Origin of the sequence: Caulobacter sp. BK020 (genome assembly GCF_004342605.1) — a bacterium.
Classification (GTDB): domain Bacteria; phylum Pseudomonadota; class Alphaproteobacteria; order Caulobacterales; family Caulobacteraceae; genus Caulobacter.
Map to the genome: position 1 here is coordinate 214,262 of NZ_SLZL01000010.1, position 17,757 is coordinate 232,018.

Annotated in this window: 17 protein-coding genes; 8 read left to right on the forward strand and 9 right to left on the reverse strand. The window is 69.0% G+C overall.

From position 1 onward, the window contains the following. Positions 1-38: 38 nt before the first annotated feature. The 3 genes from EV278_RS14575 to EV278_RS14585 form a co-directional block, all read right to left on the reverse strand. Complete coding sequence (locus tag EV278_RS14575; RefSeq protein WP_243692205.1) at positions 39-3,335, reverse strand: glycosyltransferase; 3,297 nt, start codon at positions 3,333-3,335, stop codon at positions 39-41. Positions 3,336-3,504: 169 nt separating this feature from the next. After that, positions 3,505-4,842 (reverse strand): MFS transporter, encoded by a 1,338-nt coding sequence (locus tag EV278_RS14580; protein WP_132092708.1) that lies wholly within the window; start codon positions 4,840-4,842, stop codon positions 3,505-3,507. A 93-nt stretch (positions 4,843-4,935) separates the two neighbouring features. Next, entirely contained in the window at positions 4,936-7,194 is a 2,259-nt protein-coding gene (locus EV278_RS14585; RefSeq protein ID WP_132092711.1) for a TonB-dependent receptor, read from the reverse strand. Here EV278_RS14585 and EV278_RS24045 point away from each other — a divergent pair. Next, the gene (locus tag EV278_RS24045; protein ID WP_165916650.1) at positions 7,178-7,345 is read left to right on the forward strand and encodes a hypothetical protein; all 168 of its coding nucleotides are present in this window, start codon (positions 7,178-7,180) and stop codon (positions 7,343-7,345) included. The genes EV278_RS14585 and EV278_RS24045 overlap by 17 nt on opposite strands. A 47-nt stretch (positions 7,346-7,392) precedes the next feature. On the opposite strand, the gene EV278_RS14590 is transcribed toward EV278_RS24045, so the two are convergent. Beyond that, positions 7,393-8,115 carry a TetR/AcrR family transcriptional regulator gene (locus EV278_RS14590; RefSeq protein WP_132092714.1) on the reverse strand — a complete coding sequence of 241 codons (723 nt, stop codon included), beginning with the start codon at positions 8,113-8,115 and terminating at the stop codon, positions 7,393-7,395. Between the two features lie 68 nt (positions 8,116-8,183). Next, positions 8,184-8,741 carry a DUF2306 domain-containing protein gene (locus EV278_RS14595; RefSeq protein WP_132092717.1) on the reverse strand — a complete coding sequence of 186 codons (558 nt, stop codon included), beginning with the start codon at positions 8,739-8,741 and terminating at the stop codon, positions 8,184-8,186. Between the two features lie 101 nt (positions 8,742-8,842). Between EV278_RS14595 and EV278_RS14600 the strand changes: the two genes are divergently transcribed. Further along, complete coding sequence (locus EV278_RS14600; protein WP_132092720.1) at positions 8,843-9,646, forward strand: LytTR family DNA-binding domain-containing protein; 804 nt, start codon at positions 8,843-8,845, stop codon at positions 9,644-9,646. A 13-nt stretch (positions 9,647-9,659) separates the two neighbouring features. Here the strand turns inward: EV278_RS14600 and EV278_RS14605 are convergent, their stop codons facing one another. Next, positions 9,660-10,688 (reverse strand): N(4)-(beta-N-acetylglucosaminyl)-L-asparaginase, encoded by a 1,029-nt coding sequence (locus EV278_RS14605; protein WP_132092723.1) that lies wholly within the window; start codon positions 10,686-10,688, stop codon positions 9,660-9,662. Positions 10,689-10,759: 71 nt separating this feature from the next. Here EV278_RS14605 and EV278_RS14610 point away from each other — a divergent pair, with 71 nt between their 5' ends. Beyond that, complete coding sequence (locus EV278_RS14610; RefSeq protein ID WP_132092726.1) at positions 10,760-11,506, forward strand: copper homeostasis protein CutC; 747 nt, start codon at positions 10,760-10,762, stop codon at positions 11,504-11,506. A gap of 134 nt (positions 11,507-11,640) precedes the next feature. On the opposite strand, the gene EV278_RS14615 is transcribed toward EV278_RS14610, so the two are convergent. Then, entirely contained in the window at positions 11,641-12,648 is a 1,008-nt protein-coding gene (locus EV278_RS14615; RefSeq protein ID WP_132092729.1) for a WD40 repeat domain-containing protein, read from the reverse strand. A 236-nt stretch (positions 12,649-12,884) separates the two neighbouring features. Here EV278_RS14615 and EV278_RS14620 point away from each other — a divergent pair, with 236 nt between their 5' ends. Both EV278_RS14620 and EV278_RS14625 read left to right on the forward strand, forming a co-directional pair. Further along, positions 12,885-13,331, forward strand: coding sequence for a biopolymer transporter ExbD (locus EV278_RS14620; RefSeq protein WP_132092732.1), 447 nt, complete (start codon positions 12,885-12,887; stop codon positions 13,329-13,331). Positions 13,332-13,479: 148 nt separating this feature from the next. Beyond that, the gene (locus tag EV278_RS14625; RefSeq protein WP_132092735.1) at positions 13,480-13,917 is read left to right on the forward strand and encodes a biopolymer transporter ExbD; all 438 of its coding nucleotides are present in this window, start codon (positions 13,480-13,482) and stop codon (positions 13,915-13,917) included. A 146-nt stretch (positions 13,918-14,063) separates the two neighbouring features. Here the strand turns inward: EV278_RS14625 and EV278_RS14630 are convergent, their stop codons facing one another. Both EV278_RS14630 and EV278_RS14635 read right to left on the reverse strand, forming a co-directional pair. Next, the gene (locus EV278_RS14630) at positions 14,064-15,146 is read right to left on the reverse strand and encodes a GTP-binding protein (protein ID WP_132092738.1); all 1,083 of its coding nucleotides are present in this window, start codon (positions 15,144-15,146) and stop codon (positions 14,064-14,066) included. 50 nt (positions 15,147-15,196) lie between these two features. Then, entirely contained in the window at positions 15,197-15,823 is a 627-nt protein-coding gene (locus EV278_RS14635; RefSeq protein WP_132092740.1) for a hypothetical protein, read from the reverse strand. A gap of 237 nt (positions 15,824-16,060) precedes the next feature. Between EV278_RS14635 and rplU the strand changes: the two genes are divergently transcribed. The 3 genes from rplU to EV278_RS14650 all read left to right on the forward strand — a co-directional run bounded on the left by rplU (position 16,061) and on the right by EV278_RS14650 (position 17,659). Further along, a complete protein-coding gene (gene rplU / locus EV278_RS14640; protein ID WP_132092743.1) occupies positions 16,061-16,573 on the forward strand; it encodes a 50S ribosomal protein L21 in 513 nt (170 codons plus the stop codon). A gap of 81 nt (positions 16,574-16,654) precedes the next feature. Beyond that, a complete protein-coding gene (rpmA, locus tag EV278_RS14645) occupies positions 16,655-16,924 on the forward strand; it encodes a 50S ribosomal protein L27 (RefSeq protein WP_132092746.1) in 270 nt (89 codons plus the stop codon). 201 nt (positions 16,925-17,125) lie between these two features. Further along, complete coding sequence (locus EV278_RS14650; RefSeq protein ID WP_132092748.1) at positions 17,126-17,659, forward strand: GNAT family N-acetyltransferase; 534 nt, start codon at positions 17,126-17,128, stop codon at positions 17,657-17,659. Positions 17,660-17,757 lie beyond the last annotated feature (98 nt).

Here is a 17,757-nt window from a genome sequence, read left to right on the forward strand (position 1 = left end):
GCAGACCGCCTGCCCATCCGTTGCTCACCCCCTGCCCATTACTTGAGCGTCGCGGTCGCGCGGCGCTCTAGCTTGCCCCAGCCCACCCGTCCGCCGCGGGCCGCGGTCAGCACCGACTTGACCACCACGTAGTACATCAGTTGGCGGTAGCCGAAGCGCTGGACCGGCAGGTACGGCAGGTCGGCCCAGGGCGCGCGCTTCTCCAGCGCCATGCCCAGGGCGCCGGCCGACAGGTCGACCAGGATGAACACGCCCCAATAGAGCAGGCCGCGAATGGTGTCGTCGGGCGACCACTCCACCGGATGGGCCAGCGCGCCGTAAAGGCCCGAAATCAGGCTCCAGACCACCGCCAGGTCGACCAGCGGCGCGGCGACGGCCAGCAGGATCTGGAACAGCCAGATCTGCGGCAGGGCGATGAAGCCGAGGGCCGGGGTCTTGGGGTTGAACAGGGCCGCGCGGTGCTTCCAGACGCACTGCAGGGTGCCAAACGACCAGCGGAAGCGTTGCTTTAGCAGGCCGCCGACCGTGTCCGGGGCCTCGGTGAAGGCCTGGGCGGCCGGGTCGAAGGCCACCTTCCAGCCGGCGCGCTGGCAGGCGATGGTCAGGTCCTGGTCCTCGGCCAGGGTGTCGGACGGATAGCCGCCCAGGGCGTCGAGCACGCTCTTGCGCCAGGCGCCGACCGCGCCGGGCACCACGGTGACGGCTCCCAGGGCCGCCAGGGCCCGGCGCTCCAGGTTCTGGGCGGTGACATATTCCAGGGCCTGCCACCGCGTGACGATGTTCAGGCGGTTGCCGACGATGGCGTTGCCGGCCACCGCCCCGATCGTCGGGTCCTGGAACCAGCGGACAAGACGTCCGATGGTCTTCGGCGGAAACAGCGTGTCGGCGTCGAGCGCCACCACATAATCGCCCTTGGCCACCGCCAGGCCGCGATTGACCGCCCGCGCCTTGCCGCCGTTCTCGAAGCTCAGCAGGGTCACGCGCGGGTCGGAACCGTGGGCCCGGCGCACCGCCTCGGCCGTACCGTCCTTGGAGCCGTCGTCGAGGACCAGGACCTCGATGTTCTTCCACTCCGATTCCAGGATCCGCGACACCGAGGCGGCGATCACCTTCTCCTCGTTGAAGCAAGGGATCAGCACGCTGACCAGCGGACCGTTCTGCGGGTCCAGGTTGGCGGGGCTCTGGTGAGTCCAGCGATGGACCAGGGCCAGGCCGGCCAGGAACACCAGCCGCGCCAGGCCCAGGGCGATGGCGGTGATGAACAGCGCGCTCAGCATGAACTTCAAGCCGCGGAACAGGCCAAAGCCCACGCGGTCCAGGGCCAGGGCGAAGGGATCGCGGTCGCTGACCGGCATGGCCTGGGCCGGGGTCAGGCCGGCCAGCTCGCCGACCGTGACCAGGCGATAGCCGCGCGCCCGGATGGCGTCGATCAGGCCCGGCAGGGCCTCCACGGTGCGCGAGCGGTTGCCGCCGGCGTCGTGCAGCAGCACCACCTGCCCAGGCCTGTCGCCCGGATGGTCCAGGCGCTCCAGCGTGCGGTCGATGATCGTCTGCGGCGAGGGCTTCTGCCAGTCGTCGGTGTCGATCCGCAGGCCGACGATCAGGTAGCCCAGCTCCTGGGCGATCACCAGCGGGGCCACCTCGTGCGGGGTCGACGGCTCGGCGTCGCCGAAGAACGGCGGCCGGAACAAGCGCATCGAACGGCCGGTGATCACCTCGAACAGGCGCTGGGTGGCGTTCAGCTCGACATCGGTCTGGGCGATCGGGATTTCGCCGATATTGGGGTGGGTCCAGGTGTGGCCGCCCACCTCGTGACCCTCGGCGACCTCGCGCTTCACCAGGTCGGGCCGGGTCTGCATGTTCTCGCCGATCACGAAGAAGGTGGCCGGGGCCTTCTTCGCCTTGAGGATGTCGAGGATCTTCGGCGTCCAGCGCGCGTCGGGGCCGTCGTCGAAGGTCAGGGCCACCAGGCCCGGCTTCTGGCCGTAGCGCTCGATCACGTACGAGCTGGGCAGGACGTCGTAGGTCTGGTCCGAGATCAGGCCGGTGTCGGGATCGAACGTCACGCTGCGCTTGCCCGGCGTCGGCAGGTTGGCCACCCGCAGCACCTCGCCGCCGCCGTCGAAGTCGACGCTGGTTCCGGCCGGGATGCGGGTCAGGCCGGCGGCCGAGGCCTGGCCATAGGGCTTGCCCAGCACGCTCCAGACGCCCGGATCCTCCATGCCCATCCGCCACAGGCCATAGCCCCGCGGCTTCCATTCGTCGGTGACCTTGACCTGGTTGAACAGGGTGGCGGCGTCCAGGAACCAGACCTCATGGCTGTCGCCGTTGTCGTCGACATAGTCGTAGGTCGGGTTCAGGGCGTCGTCGTCCATGTCGATATTGGCGCCGGCGTCCTGGGCGTTGCGGATCGCCTCGTGGAAGGTCGCCGGCGAACCCGCCACCGCCTTGCCCGCCTTGTTCAGGGTCCAGTCGTAGCCATAGGCGCCCAGGGCCATGACCGTACGAGCCGGATCCAGCTTGGCGAAGCGCTTGGCCAGCTCGCCCTCGTACCAGTCCTGGCCGGCGTTGGGCCCGGGATCGCCGCCGGCGTAGTGCTGGTCGTAGGCCATCAGCACCAGGGTGTCGGACGCGTCCTGCAGCGCCTTCAGCGGCCAGCCCTGGCCGTCGAACGGCGCGGTGACCCACACCTCGCGGCCCTGCGGCCTGAAGGCCGCGCGCGCCTCGTTCAGCAGCTTGGGATAGTTGGCCAGGCCGGCGGGCGACAGGTTCTCCAGGTCGAAGACATAGCCGCCATAGCCGCGGCGGACCGCCAGGTCGGCCAGGCCGGCGATCAGCTTGGCCCGGGCCTGCGGATTGGCCAGCAGGGCGTCGGCCAGCGGCCCGTTGAAGGCGGCGTTGGCCGAGTTGTGGACCAGGGGCAGCACGGCCGGATGGTTGGGCGCGGCGGCGATCCGGGCCACGCCCTGCGGGTCGTCGTCGATGGCGATGTCGCCGCCGGGGCCGCGCAGCGCCACCCACTGCGGCGAGACCACGTCCAGCTTGTCGATGTTGCGGCGCAGGGACTCGCGGGAGTCCTCGTCCCAGCTGACATAGAAGCCGACGCTGATCGGCCGGGACTGGGACGCGCCGGTGGCCGCGGTCGTCGGGCGCGGCACCTTGCGCCAGTCGAGGTTCCGCTTCAACCGATGCGCCGACTCCTTGTGCAGGGACGACAGGACGTGCGGGTCCTTCAGGGTCACGGCCGGCAGGCGCGGCGCGAAGGCCAGGGTGGCCAGGAAGGCCGCCACGATCGCGGCCAAGGCCGACAGGGTGATCCCCAGGATCAGTCGCATCCTCCGGTCCCGCCGGCCGGTGGGGTCGTGGAAGATATGCCGGTCGTCGCCGCCCATGCTCGCAGTCCCGCGTTCGTCAGCCGGCTCTTGTAACCTGAACGTGTCGGAACAGTGGCGCTTCTTTGGGTGCGGTCAATCGCCCCATCGGGCGTCCGTCGGACGCGCCATGCTAATCCACCCAGTCGCGGGCCAGCCGGCGCGAGGCCAGGAAGAACAGCAGGGCCGCGACCAGGTAGAAGCCCATGCCGGTATAGATCGACCAGCGCAGGGATTCCTGGCCGAACACCGGCTTCAGCAGGTCCGAGACCAGGCCGAAATAATAGGTGCCGACCGCGATCCCCAGCAGGTTGTTGATCAGCAGGAACAGGGCCGAGGCTGTGGTGCGCATCGGCGCGGGGGCCAGATGCTGCACGGCGGCCGTGATCGGTCCGAGCCAGGCCAGGTTCAGGCCCGTGGGGATCAGGAAGATCGCGAAGGCCAGGGCCAGGGCCGCCCAGTTGCTCCCCATTGGGCCGCCCAGCCCGCCGACCAGCGACCCGCTGTTCATCGCCAGCAGGAAGCAGGGCACCGAGATCAGGAACGCCACCGCCGGGGTCAATGGGTAGCCGGCCTTGGACTTCGCGCCCAGCCGGTCGGCCACCACCCCGCCCAGCCAGATGCCCAGCAGGCCGCCGAAGAAGGCGATGCCGGAATAGTACCAGGCGGTCTCGCGCAGGGTCAGGCCCAGGCTGCGCATGAAGAACGACGGCAGCCACAGCGCCACGCCGTAGCCGCAGACCGAGGACGAGGCCGCGCCGAACGACAGCAGCCAGAAGCTGGGCTTCCTGGCCAGCACGCCCACCACCTGGCCCAGCGGCGCGGCCGGGGCCTGGACGGTGGTGGTGTCGCCCGCCGCCATGTCGGCCCCGCCCCGGCGGGGATCCCGGACCACCAGCCGGAAGACCGGAGCCAGCAGCACGCCGACCGCGCCCACGGCGATGAACGCGGTCCGCCAGCCGAAATGCACCGCCAGCAGGCCGCCCACCAGGGCGCCGGCCGCCGTGCCCAGCGGAATGCCGAACGCGTAGGCCGCCAGGGCCCGGGCCCGCTGCGACTTGGGGAAATAGTCGGCCAGCATCGAATAGGCCGGCGCCACACCGCCCGCCTCGCCGATGCCCACGCCCATCCGCGCCAGGAACAGCTGCGAGAACCCGCCGGTGAAGCCGCACAGGGCGGTGAAGCCGCTCCACAGGGTCAGGGCGGCGGTCATGATCCACACCCGGCTGAAGCGGTCGGCCAGCCAGGCGATCGGGATGGCCAGGGTCGTGTAGAGCAGGGCGAAGGCCAGGCCGCTCATCAGGCCGAACTGGCCGTCGGTCAGGCCGAACTCCTCCTTGATGGGCTTGGCCAGGATGCCGAGGATCTGCCGGTCCAGGAAGTTGAGCGTGTAGACCAGGATCAGCATGGCCAGCACGACATAGCGATAGCGCGAGCCGGCCTGGACTTTCTGAATCTGTAGGTCGCTCATCGGGTCCCGCCGCGAATCGTCAAGATGGACAAGGAAACGGCGACGGCCCGTTGCAGCAAGCCGTCGCCGGTCAGGTCGAGGATCGAAAGGGGCCTAGAACTTGACCTCGATCGAGGCCGAATAGGTGCGCGGCGGGCCGTAGAAGCCGATCACCGAGTTGTTGTAGGTGGCGACCCCGAAGTTGTAGCCGCCGGTGCGATAGCGCTCGTCGGTCAGGTTCTTGCCGGCCACCGAGATCTTGTAGCGACCGCCTTCCGGCGCCCAGCTGGCGGTCAGGTCCACCAGGGTGAAGGCCTTCTGGTCCAGCAGCGGCAGAGGCTGCTCGAACTGCTGGTAGTCGTCGCGATAGCTGACCATCGGCGTGATCTGCAGCTCGCCGCCGGCCACCGTTCCGCGCCAGGTCAGGCTGGCGTTACCGGTCCATTCCGGGGTGTTCTGGAAGCCGTAGAGGTCGGCCACGTTGACCACCTGGCCGCCGGCCGGGATGGTCTGGGACGGATTGACCGGGTTCGGCGCCCCGGCCGGCACGAACCGGCTGAAGGTGTCGTACTTGGCGTGGATGTAGCCGAGGGCCACCGTGCCCGACAGGTGCTGGCTGAACCGGGCGTTGGCCTCGAACTCCACGCCGTACAGGGTGGAGGCCCCGGCGTTGTCGACCGAGCTGGCGATGCCGGTCGGCACGACCACCTGGGTGGTGACCTGCTGGTCCTTGTACTTGGACAGGAACGCCGCCGTGGCGAACGACACCCGGCGATCGAACAGATTGCCCTTCAGCCCCACCTCGTAGGCGTTGACGGTCTCGGGGTTGTAGCCGTTGACGGTCTGGGGCGTCAGGAAGGCGTCGCCGCGCATGTCCCAGCCGCCCGACTTGTAGCCCTTCGAATAGGAGACGTAGGTGTTCAGGTCGTCGGTCAGCGCGTACGAGGCCGACAGGCGCGGGGTGAACTCCTCGAAGGTCTTCTCGGCGCTGTAGTTGGTGCGCACCTGCAGGATCGGCCGCGCCGTCCCGCCCTGGTAGGGCGTGCGCGTGGCGCCCAGGTAGAAGAACCGGAAGGTGTTGCTGCGCTTGTGGTCGCGGGTGGCGCGGGCGCCCAGCGAGACCTTGAAGCGGTCGGTGAAGCTGGCCGAGACGTCGAAGAAGGCCGCGAAGCTCTGGGTGCTGACCTTGCCGCCGTCGGCGATCGCCACGCCCAGGTTGCCGGCGATGGTGTCGAACTCGCCGGAGGCCTGGCTGTTCATGTAATAGAGGCCGAACACGCCCTGGACGGTGTCGTCGGAATAGACCGCCTGCAGTTCCTGCGAGAACGAACGGTCGTCATAGGTGGCCGGCACGTCCAGGGTCGGCAGCGGCGTGCCGTCGAAGTCGATCAGGGTGTCGGTGTGGCCCTTGCGGCCGGCGGTGATCGACTTGAAGGTCAGATAGTCGCTGGCGTGGTACTCGCCGGTCAACGACAGGCCCTCGGTCTCGACCGAGTTGGAATCGCCCAGGCCGGCCTGGGTGTCATAGACGTCCAGCACCTTGTAGCCGCCGACCAGGGCCGGCAGTTCGCGGTGGCCGTGGCGGGGATTGGAGTCGTCCTTCACCTTGTCATAGGCCAGGCGGAAGAACAGGTCGTCGCTGGGCTTGTACTCGGCGCTCAGGCGGTAGGCCTGGACGTCCTTGTTGTACTGCTCGGCCCCCGTCGTCAGGTTCGTGCCGTAGCCGTCGCGCTTGTAGAGCGCGTAGGCGCCGCCCACCGACAGGCCGCCGGCGACCGGGGTGTGGCCCTCGACCAGCAGGTCGGTCTGGTTGAAGCTGCCGTAGGTCCCGCGGATCTTGCCGCCGGCCTCGTCGCCCAGGCGGTTGGTCACGTACTTGATCGCGCCGCCGATGGTGTTGCGGCCGTAGAGCGTGCCCTGCGGGCCGCGCAGCACTTCGATCCGCGAGACGTCGAACACGTCCAGCACGGCGCCCTGCGGACGGTAGATGTAGACGTCGTCGACATAGAGGCCGACGCCGGGCTCGTAGCCCCACAGCGGGTCCTGCTGACCGATGCCGCGGATGTAGGAGATCAGGGTCGAGTTCGAGCCGCGCGCGGTCTGCACGGTGATGTTCGGCGTCGTCTGCGACAGGGTGGTGATGTCGTTGGCGGCCTGGCGCTCCAGCGTCTCGGCGCTGAAGGCCGAGACGGCGATCGGCACGTCCTTGAGGGTTTCCTCCCGCCGGCGGGCGGTGACGACCAGTTCGTCGACCGCCACCGGGCTGGCGGCGGCGTCGGCGCCGGCGGGCGCGGCGTCCTGGGCGATCGCGGTCGTCGCGGCCGCCGACCAGGCCGCGCCGGCCAGCAGCGCGAGCTTGAGCATCATCTTCATGGGTTTTCCCCTCCCCTATGCGTTCCGTCCCGTGCCGGACAGCGCCGTCGAACGGACGCATTTCCCGGCTTCCGCGAATTCATTCGCCCGCGAATTGGAGAACACTGTCACCCAGAGTTGCGGTTTGCGCCAGCCTTTTTTCATCATCTGATGAAATGAAGACATGGAACGCCGCAAGGCTCGGGAAAGCCTGGGAAATCAGCCTTGGGGGGCGCGGGCGATGACGGCCTCGAAGCCGGCCGCGCAGTAGGCGAACAGTCGGGCCCGCACCGCCCCCAGGTCGCTGGAATGGCATTCGCCATTGGACAGGGAGTCGATGCGGCCGGTCTCCGACAGGGCCAGCATCATCGAGCCGGTCAGGAACTGGTAGCTCCAGTAGAGGTCGCGATATTCAGCATCCGGACGGACCGCCTTCAGGGTCTCGACCAGGCGGTGGACGACGGGGTCGAAGAACCGCGCCATGGTCTCGCCGCCCCAGGCTGGGGTGTTGTTCACCTGGGCCACCAGAGCGAAATAACTCTTCCAGCCCTGGCCGCCGTCCTGGGAGATGCGCAGCAGGGGCTCGATGAAGGCCTCGATCACCCCCTCGACGGTCATGGTCCCGGGATGGTTCTTCTCGTAGGCGTCCATCGAGACGCTGCGGGCGGTGTTGAGGATCTCGGCCCGGCGCAGGAACACCGAGTCGAACAGCTCGCGCTTGGCGCCGAAATAGTAGTGGATCAGGGCGGTGTCGACGCCGGCCTCGGCGGCCACCTGGCGGATGGTGACGCCGTGGAAGCCGTGGCGCGCGAACAGCCCCTCGGCGGCGTCGAGGATGGTCTCCTTCAGGTCCCGCCCCGTGGCCTTGGACGGCCGGCCGCGGCCGGCCGGCTTGGCGCGAGGGACGGGCTGGGCGCGAGGGGCTCGAACTTGCGAGGTCATGTTCCGGGGTCCGCGCTTTGCTTGACCGTTCGTAGGCCTCCCGGCGCGGCTCTGGCAAGCGGCAGGGCTCAGCCGAACACCATCTGCCACATCAGCCGGCCGGGCAGGAAGGCGAAGGCTCCGGCGATCAGCAGGCCGCCGACGAACAGGCCGGTCATCGTCCGGCCGTGCAGGCGGACCTTGTGCTTGCGGGCGGCGAACACCCCCATGGGCAGGGCGATCAGGGTCCAGCCGGCGAACAGGTGCAGGAAGCTGTAGCCGCCGGGATTGGACCGGTGGATGAACAGCGACGAGATCGCCGCCGTCGCCATGGCGACCACCCAGATCCAGCCCAGGGCGCGGTGGATGGTGGTTCCCTTCAGGCCCAGCATCAGGACGACGCCGATCGCCAGGGCGGTGCTCACCGCCGCCACATGGACCTGGATCTGGAGCGGCGCGGCCGCCAGCAGGCCCAGGTGAGGCGCGTGGAGCTGGCCCTTCAGGTGCAGGAAACCGCCGAGCACGGCGGCCGGTCCATGGCCCTGGGACGCACCCGTCGCCAGGATCAGGCCCACGGTGACGGCCAGGGCGATCAGCGCCGTGCGGATAAAGCGAGCCGGGCCGATTGACAGGCTGGTGTCGGACATCTTGTTTCTCCCGAAGCGATCGCGCCAGAGCTGGGGCGATCCCAGATGGGCGATAAGGTCGGGTCCGGCTTAGGATCGGCGGCGGCGGGGGTCATCCGAAGGTGCGTGAGAAAGCGTCGGCAGTTCGTGAACGGCGGGCCGCCGCCATTGGCGAAGCGCCAACGGACACGCCTGTTCCGGCCTTCCTGCGAAGCTATCTGCGCCCGCTGGCGGTGGCCGTGGTCGCCGGCGTCTTCCTGGCTCTGGTCGGCGCGCTGGGCACCAGCGACACGCCCCTGGTTCCGCGCCTGGCCTACTGGATCGGCCTGTCGGTCCTGGGCGCGGTGCTGGGCACGACCGTCGCCCAGGCCGTCGGCGGCCTGTGGCCGGGCCTGGCCTCGACCTGGTGGCGCGCCCTGATCATCGTCGTGGTGCTGACGCCGCTGTTCACGGTGCTGGTCTGGCTGGCGGGCGGCCGCTCGCCCCTGACCCCGCGGGTCGCGGCGACCTATTTCGGCGTCACCCTGCTGATGACCAGCGGCATGACCGCCCTGATGACCCTGGCCACCCGGCGCGCGATCGAGACCCACGCCGCGCCGCCGGAGGCGCCCCCGCCCCGCTTCCTCGAACGCCTGCCCCCGCGCCTGCGCGGCGGCGAGATCTACGCCGTCGAGGCCGAGGACCACTATCTGCGCCTGCACACCTCCAAGGGCCAGGACCTGATCCTGCTGCGCCTGTCCGATGCGGTGGCCGAACTGGAGGGCATCGAGGGCGCCCAGACCCATCGCTCCTGGTGGGTGGCCAAGGCGGCGGTTCAGGACGCCAAGCGGGGCGACGGCCGCGCCACCCTGACCCTGAAGAACGGCGTCGAGGCGCCCGTCAGCCGCGCCTACGCCCGCACGCTGCGCGAGGCGGGCTGGTACTGAGCGGCTTCCGTTCTCAGTAGAAGCTGTCCCCCGCCACCAGCCGATCCTGCCGCGCCCCGTCGCACAGGGCGTAGGTAAAGCCCTTCTGGATCGCCCAGGCCCCGACCTGGCCCTGCTTGTTCACGGCCAGGAAGCCCACCTGGATGTCCTTGGCCTGCGGCTTCTTCTTCAGGATCCGGGCGACGGCTTCCTTGCAGGCGTCCTGCGGCGAGCGGCCCTGGCGCATCAGCTCGACGACCAGGAAGCTGCCGACGTTGCGGATCACCTCCTCGCCGACTCCGGTCGAGGTGGCGCCGCCGACGTCGTTGTCGACATAGAGCCCGGCGCCGACGATGGGGCTGTCGCCGACCCGGCCGCGCAGCTTCCAGGCCATGCCGCTGGTGGTGCAGGCTCCCGACAGGTTCCCCTGGGCGTCCAGGGCCAGCATGCCGAGGGTGTCGTGGTTGCCCGCCCCGCCGGGCGTGCCCAGCTGGCCCGAGGTCTTGCCGTAGTCGCCGACCTCGCTGTTGGCCTTGGGGGCGTACTTGGCGTCTTTCTTCCACGCCTCCCAGGCGGCACGGGACTCCGGGGTCAGCAGCTCCTCGCGGGGGAAGCCCTGCTCCTGGGCGAACTGCAGGGCCCCGGCTCCGACCAGCAGGACGTGCGGCGTCTTCTCCATCACCGCCCGGGCCACCGAGATCGGGTGGGCGATGTGCTCGAGGGCGGCGACGGCGCCGCAGTTGCCCTGCTCGTCCATGATGCTGGCGTCCAGCGACACGTGGCCGTCGCGGTCGGGGTAGCCGGCGCGGCCGACGCTGTGGTTCTTCAGGTCCTGCTCGGGGACGCGGGCCCCGGCCTCGACCGCGTCCAGCGCCCGGCCGCCCTTGCCGAGGATCGCCCAAGCCGCCTGGTTGGCCGGCACGCCGAAGTCCCAGGTGGAGATCACGCAGGGCCTGGTCAGCTGGATCCCTGTTCCGCCGGCCGGCGCGGCGGCGGTCGCCCGGGCGCCCGCCAGCCCCGCTCCGATCAGGGACGCGCCGATTAGGCCTCTGCGATTCAGCATGGGTGTGCTCCAAGAACGCTGCCGACAACCTTGTCGGCGAATCCCCTAGCACGAGCCTGGAAGAGGCGAAGATGCCCGACCGCATTATCCTGGAAGTCTGTGTCGATACGCCCGCCGGACTGGCGGCGGCGATCGCGGGTGGCGCGGATCGGATCGAACTGTGCTCGGCCCTGGCCCTGCAGGGCCTGACCCCCGCGCCGGGGCTGATGGCGATCGCGGCCGAGGCGGAAATCCCGATCTATCCGATGATCCGGCCGCGCAACGGCGATTTCGTCTATGGCGGCGAGGATCTGGACGCCATCCTGCGGGACATCGACGCCGTCCGGGACGCCGGCCTGGCCGGCGTGGTGATCGGCGCCAACGCCCCGTCGGGCGAGCTGGACGTCGACGCCCTGGCCCTGCTGGTCGCCCACGCCGAGGGCCTGGGCGTGACCCTGCACCGGGCCTTCGACCTGACGCCGGACCCGCCCGTCGCGCTGGAGACCGCCATCGACCTGGGCTTCGAGCGGATTCTGACTTCGGGCTGCGCCCTGAACGCCATGGCCGGGGCCGAGACGATCGCGGCCCTGGTCGAGCGCGCGGCCGGCCGCATCGCCATCCTGGCCGGCGGCGGGGTCAATCCGTCGAACGTCGCCGAGCTGGTGGCGCGGACCGGCGTGCGCGAGGTGCACGGCTCGTGCAGCGGACCGATGACCTACGGTCTGGGCCAGGGGCACGAGGACCGCGCCTACAAGCTGGGCTTCGTGCAGGACGGTCTGCGGGACACCGACCAGGCCGTGGTGGCCGCGGTGGTCAAGGTGCTGCGGGGGCTCGGGTAGCGATTACTTGCCCCCACCTGGCGGCTTCGCCGCCTGTCCGCCCCCATAGGGGGCGGAGCCCCCCTGCCGGGACCGCTCTTCCCCCTCTGGGGGAAGACGACCGCGAAGCGGTCCGTAGGGGGCAAGTGTCGGTCCTAGAACCGCGTGTCCATCGCCGGGATCGCGATGATCCCCGCCTCGCCGTCCTCGTCGCCCCAGGCCAGCCGAGCGCCGTCGGCCGAGACCGAGAGCGCGCTGATCGCCGCGCCCTTCTCGGCCTTCAGGGTCTCGATGCGGCCCGAGCGCATGTGGGCGCCCCAGATCTTGCCGTTGTCCTGGCCGGCGACAGCCACCGGCAGGGCCTCGACCCCGGCCACCCGCACCACCATAGAATCGCGCGAGAAGCCGATCTCGGCGGCTTCCTTGCCCATCGGGCCGCTGGCGCCGGCGAACGGCCAGACCACCGCGCCGTTGGCGCCGGCCGTGACCATCAGGTTCCCCTTGTCGAAGAAGGCCAGGCTCTTGATCTTGGCCGGATAGCCGCCCATCCGCATGTCCTTGCCGTCCGCCAGGCGCCAGCCGTGCAGCTGGTTCTCCTGCATCGACGAGACCAGGAACTTGCCGTCGGGACTGAACACGACGGCGATGTGGCTGCCGGCCCATTTCATCACCTGCGGCTTCTGGCCCTCGATCTTGGCCCACCACAGCGAGACGCCGCCGTAGCCGGCGGTGGCCAGGCGGCGGCCCTTCGGGTCGAAGGCCAGGCCCGAGACGGTCTTGTCGTGGGCGAAGACGCGCAGGAACTTAGGATCGGCCGAATCGCGGACGTGGGCCTCCTTGCCGGCCGTGAAGGCGATCAGGCCGGAGGCGGCGCTGGCGGCCACGTGCTCGATCCAGCGGCCCTTGACCTCGGCGACCAGGGTGGCGGCCACCTCGTCGCCCTCGACCCGGCTCCAGACCACCTTGCCGTCGTCGCCGCCGGTGACGATCCCGCGGCCGGACGGGTGGACGGCGGCGGCGAGAACCGCGCCCTGGTGGGCCTCGACCGTGACGAAACCGCCTTCGGATTCGAATCGGACCGTGCCGTCGCCCAGGGCGAAGGCGGCGCGGCCGGCGCGGTCGAACAGGGCGGCGGTGACATAGGCGTCGAACGAATAGATCATCCGCGCGCCATACCGCGCCGCGCTGCGGGCGCCTAGTCGCGCGTCAGTTCGCGCCCCACGCGAGCAGGGCGCCGGGAACCCGCCGCTTGAACGCCGTTCCGCCAAAAAGAGTCACAAAAGGGGTTGCCATCGCGCCGCGTCGTCGGGCTTTACTTCCGCGCCCGTCTGCGCCAGACGTGGCCATCTAACATTTTTCGGGACCGCGACAGCCGCGGCCCTTGGGAGACAGTCAGGCTATGGCGGCTAAACTTGCTGGCGGTGGGGGCGGTCGTTATTCGCTCGGCCAGAACTCCGAAATCAACGTCACGCCCTTCGTCGACATCCTGCTGGTGCTGCTGATCATCTTCATGGTCGCCGTGCCGATGGCGACCGTGGCGATCAAGGTCGACCTGCCGCCGGCGGTGCCCTCGCCGCAGCAGGAAAAGCCGAAGAAGCCGATCTTCATCTCGATCCAGAAGTCGGGCGCCCTGTACATCGCCGAAAAGCAGACCAGCCTCGACAACCTGCAGTTCGACCTCGACGCCGCGTTCACGGCCGAAGGCCAGGCCGGCCCGAAGGACGACCAGCGCGTCATGGTCCGCGCCGACGCCGACGTGACCTACGCCGACTTCATGGGCGTGCTGAACGCCCTGCAGACCGCCGGCTGGTACAAGGTCGGCCTGATCAACGAAGACATCCACTAGGTCTTCGCCGATCGGCGAAAACATCAGGGGCCGGACGCCAGCGTCCGGCCCCTTTTTTCGTGTCCTCTTCGCGCCCGGGACGAGCCGCTTTACAAATGTAAGAAACAGGTCAGTCTACGCCTGTAACTTCCGAACAGGAGATCAGGTCATGGCGGTGAAACTGGCCGGCGGCGGGGGCGCCTATGCGATCCGGCAGAACGCGGACATCAACGTCACGCCGTTCGTCGACATCCTGCTAGTGCTGCTGATCATCTTCATGGTCGCCGTGCCGATGGCGACGACCTCGATCAAGCTGGACATGCCGCCGGCCAAGGAGACCGCGACTCCGCCCAAGCCGCCCGTGCTGATCACGATCCAGGACTCGGGGGCGCTGTTCCTGGCGGGCCGGCCGACCAGCCTGCAAACCCTGGCCCAAGACGTGAGCGCCCAGTTCGTCGCCGACGGCCAGGCCGGCCCGCGCAAGGACCAGCGCCTGATGGTCAGCGCCCAGGCCGACGTGCCCTACGAGGCGCTGATGGGCGTGATCGACCGGGTCCACGCCGAAGGCTGGACCCAGATTGGGATCGTCAACGAGGACCTGCGCTAGGCGTCGAGCCGGCAGCCACTTGCCCCCTACGGATCGCTTCGCGATCGTCTTCCCCCAGAGGGGGAAGAGCCTGAACGCGAAGGCTCCGCCCCCTCGCCGCGACAGACCGCGAAGCGGTCAGGTGGGGGCAAGTATGCTCACCCGCCCTAAGCCGCCGTCGCCTCGAACCCCGCCTTCAGTTCGGTCTCGTCCAGGTCGCGGCCGATGAACACCATGCGGCTGTAGCGGTTGTCCTTGTCGGTCCACGGGCGCTGGAAGTCGCCTTCCAGGATCATGTGCACGGCCTGGAACACCAGGCGGCGCTCCTCGCCCTTGACGTCGATGATGCCCTTGGCGCGCAGGATGTCCGGACCGCGGCGGGCCAGCAGCTCGTTCAGCCAGGTGGTGACCTTCTGGCCGTCGACCGGCTTGTCGAGCGTCAGGGAGATCCCCTTCACCCCGTCGTCGTGGATGTCGCTCTTGTGGTCATGGCCGTGGTGGTGGTCGTGACCATGATGGTCATGGTCGTGATGGTGGTGGTCGTGGCCGCAGTGCTCGTCGTGCACGTGGCCGTCCTCGCCATGGGCCGGGTTCAGGAACTCCGGCTCCAGTTCGGTGATCCGCTCCAGATCGAAGCTGTGCTTGCCGATGATGGTCGACAGCGGGACGTTCGAGCGCTGGGCGCGGTGGATCGGGGCCAGGGGGTTGATCCGCTTGATGCGGGCCTCGACGTGGCGCAGGTCGTCTTCCGAGACCAGGTCGGTCTTGTTCAGCACGATCTGGTCGGCGAAGGCGATCTGTTCGACGGCCTCCTTGCTGTCGCCCAGGCGCAGCAGGATGTGCTTGGCGTCGACCACGGCGGTGACCGAGTCCAGATAGGTGCGGGCCTTGACGTCGTCGTCGACGAAGAAGGTCTGGGCCACCGGACCAGGATCGGCCAGGCCGGTGGTCTCGACCACGATGGCGTCGAAGCCGCCCTTCCTTTTCATCAATCCCTGCAGGACCCGGATCAGGTCGCCGCGCACCGTGCAGCAGACGCAGCCGTTGTTCATCTCGAACACTTCCTCGTCGGCCCCGACCACCAGGTCGTTGTCGATGCCGACCTCGCCGAACTCGTTGACGATCACGGCGTAGCGCTTGCCGTGCTCCTCGGTGAGGATCCGGTTGAGCAGGGTGGTCTTGCCGGCGCCGAGATAGCCGGTCAGCACGGTGACGGGGATCTTGCCGGTTTGCGCGGGGGTCTGGGTCATGCGCGCTATTTAGGAGGGATGGGCGGCTTGTGAAAGCACCCTGCACGCCCTCAGGTCTTCAGGAACGCCACCGCTGCGCCGATCAGGATCAGAGCCGCGCCGAGGATGATCTCCTCATATTGCTCCAGCCGCTCCAGCCCCAGGCGGTTGAAGCCCGCCAGGCTGAGGCCCGTGAACACCAGCATGCCGGCCGCGGTGGCGGTCATCAGCACCGCGCTCAGGACCACGAAGCCGATCACGCCGTGCTCCATTCCCGCCAGGTAATAGGGCAGGAAGGCCTCGCACGGCGACAAGGTCAGCAGCACCACCAGGGCGGTGATCGCCGCCCGGTCGGAGGCGAACTTGCGGGTTCTGTCCAGGGTCGCATGCCGATGACGGCCCCGCATCAGGTAGAAGACGCCGATCGCCGCCATCAGCGCGCCGACGATCCAGTGGAAGGAATCGCCGAAATGCGGCTGGGCCACCAGGCCCGCGGCCACCACGGCCAGGCCCAGCAGGATGGTCAGGCCCACATGGCCCAGGCCCGCCAGCAGGGTGACGCCCAGGGTGCGGCCCGTGGTCCACCTCTGGGCGCGCCCGACCAGCACGAACGGCAGCCAGTGCGTGGGCAGGGCGGCGTGCAGGAAGGCCACGGCGAACCCGGTGGCGGCGACGGAGGCGAAGAAGGTCGTGTTCACGCCATCGGCTATAGCCTGTTATAAAATAACATGCCAGCACCTCTCGCTCGCTTCGCCCGCGGCCCGGCGCCGCCATCGACGTCCCGCCGCGTTGCGCCGCGATCTTCGTCAAGCCCAAGGCCCCGTTCGCCGTTGACTCCGGGACTTTCGACGGTATAAGTGCGCCCCTCTCGCCCGCAGGGTCTCCCAGCGGGCGTTCCCCATTTTGCGAACGCACGTTTCTTAAGGCGCTAACCTATGTACGCGGTGATCAAAACCGGCGGCAAGCAGTACCGGGTCCAAGCCGGCGACCTGCTGGTTGTCGAAAAGCTCGACGGTGAACCGGGCGCGGAAGTCGCTTTCGGCGAAGTTCTGATGCTTGGCGAAGGCGAGGCCGTGACGGTCGGCGCCCCTCTCGTGGACGGTGCTGTCGTCTCCGGCACCCTGCTCGAAACCCGCAAGGGCGAGAAGGTGAAGATCTTCAAGAAGATCCGTCGCCAGGGCTATCGTCGCACCCGCGGCCACCGCCAGACCGAGTCGGTCATCCGCGTGACCTCGGTCGCCGGCGGCGGCAAGGAAGCCAAGTGGGACGGCGCGATCGACCTGACCCCGAAGGTGATCCTGAACGCCCGCGCCCGCGGCCTGGGTGACGCCGCCGTCCCGGCGACGATCCCGACCGCTCCGGCCAAGGCCGAAGCCGCCCCCGCTCCGAAGAAGAAGGCCGCGCCGAAGAAGGCCGCCGCCGAGACCGCTCCGGAAGCCGAAGCCTGAGACCCTCACGGGGCTCGATGAACGATTAGCTTGATCCAGGTCTCTTTCGAGACACCAGGTCAAAGGAACTAGGAGGCCACCATGGCTCACAAGAAATCTGGCGGTTCGTCCAGCAACGGCCGCGACTCGGCCGGTCGCCGCCTTGGCGTCAAGAAGTTCGGCGGCCAGAAGGTCGCCGCCGGCAACATCATCATCCGCCAGCGCGGCACCAAGTTCTGGCCGGGCGCCGGCGTGGGCATGGGCAAGGACCATACCCTCTTCGCGCTCGTGGAAGGCGCGGTGGCTTTTGTCACCAAGCGCAACAATCGGACCTACGTGAACGTGGCTCCGGCGGCCCAGGCCGCCGAATAGCGCGAACCGCGTAGAAACCGGGTCGCGCTTTCCAAAAGAAAGACGATCCGGACAGACGAGACCCAAGCGGGGAGTCCGGACGCCGGGCTCCCCGCTTTTGTTTTGTCCGCGCTCGAAATTTCTTGGCCGCAAAAGGACCCCAGGCCTGAAATCCGAGCGACACGGTCCCCACCTAGAAGGACCGAGAACGGGAGACGCGCCATGTGCGTGATCGAGAAGGCTCCGATCATCCAGACGCCGCGCCTGAGGCTGCGGACTCCTGGAAGCCAGGACGCGCCGCGGATCGCGGCGCTGTGCGGCGACTATGCGATCGCCAAGATGACCACCCGCATGCCCTGGCCCTACAGCCAGGGCGACGCCGACGGCTTCGTGGCCCGCTGCCAGGTCCAGGACCTGCGCAAGGACGCCACCTTCGTGATCGACCACGAGGACGAGGGCGTGGTCGGGGTGCTGGGCTTCTTCACCCCGCCGGTCGGCCACCTGGAGGTCGGCTACTGGATCGGCCGGCCCTACTGGGGCCGCGGCCTGGCGACGGAGGCCGCCCAGGGCGCCCTGGCCTGGGCGCGACAGGACTGGCGCAAGAAGCTGGTCGTCGCCGGCCACTTCGCCGACAACCCCGCCTCGGGCCAGGTGCTGATCAAGACCGGCTTCCTGTACACGGGCGTCGTCGAACACAAGCCGTCCGCCGCACGGGGCGAGCCGGTGCCGACGCGGATGATGGTCTGGCTGGCTTAGGGACTAGAGCGGGTTGAGGTTTAGCTGAATCGCGGGATTCCCAAATCAGCTGGCGTCTGATTCAAGATGCTGGCTGGGAAGGAGGCCAGCATGGATGG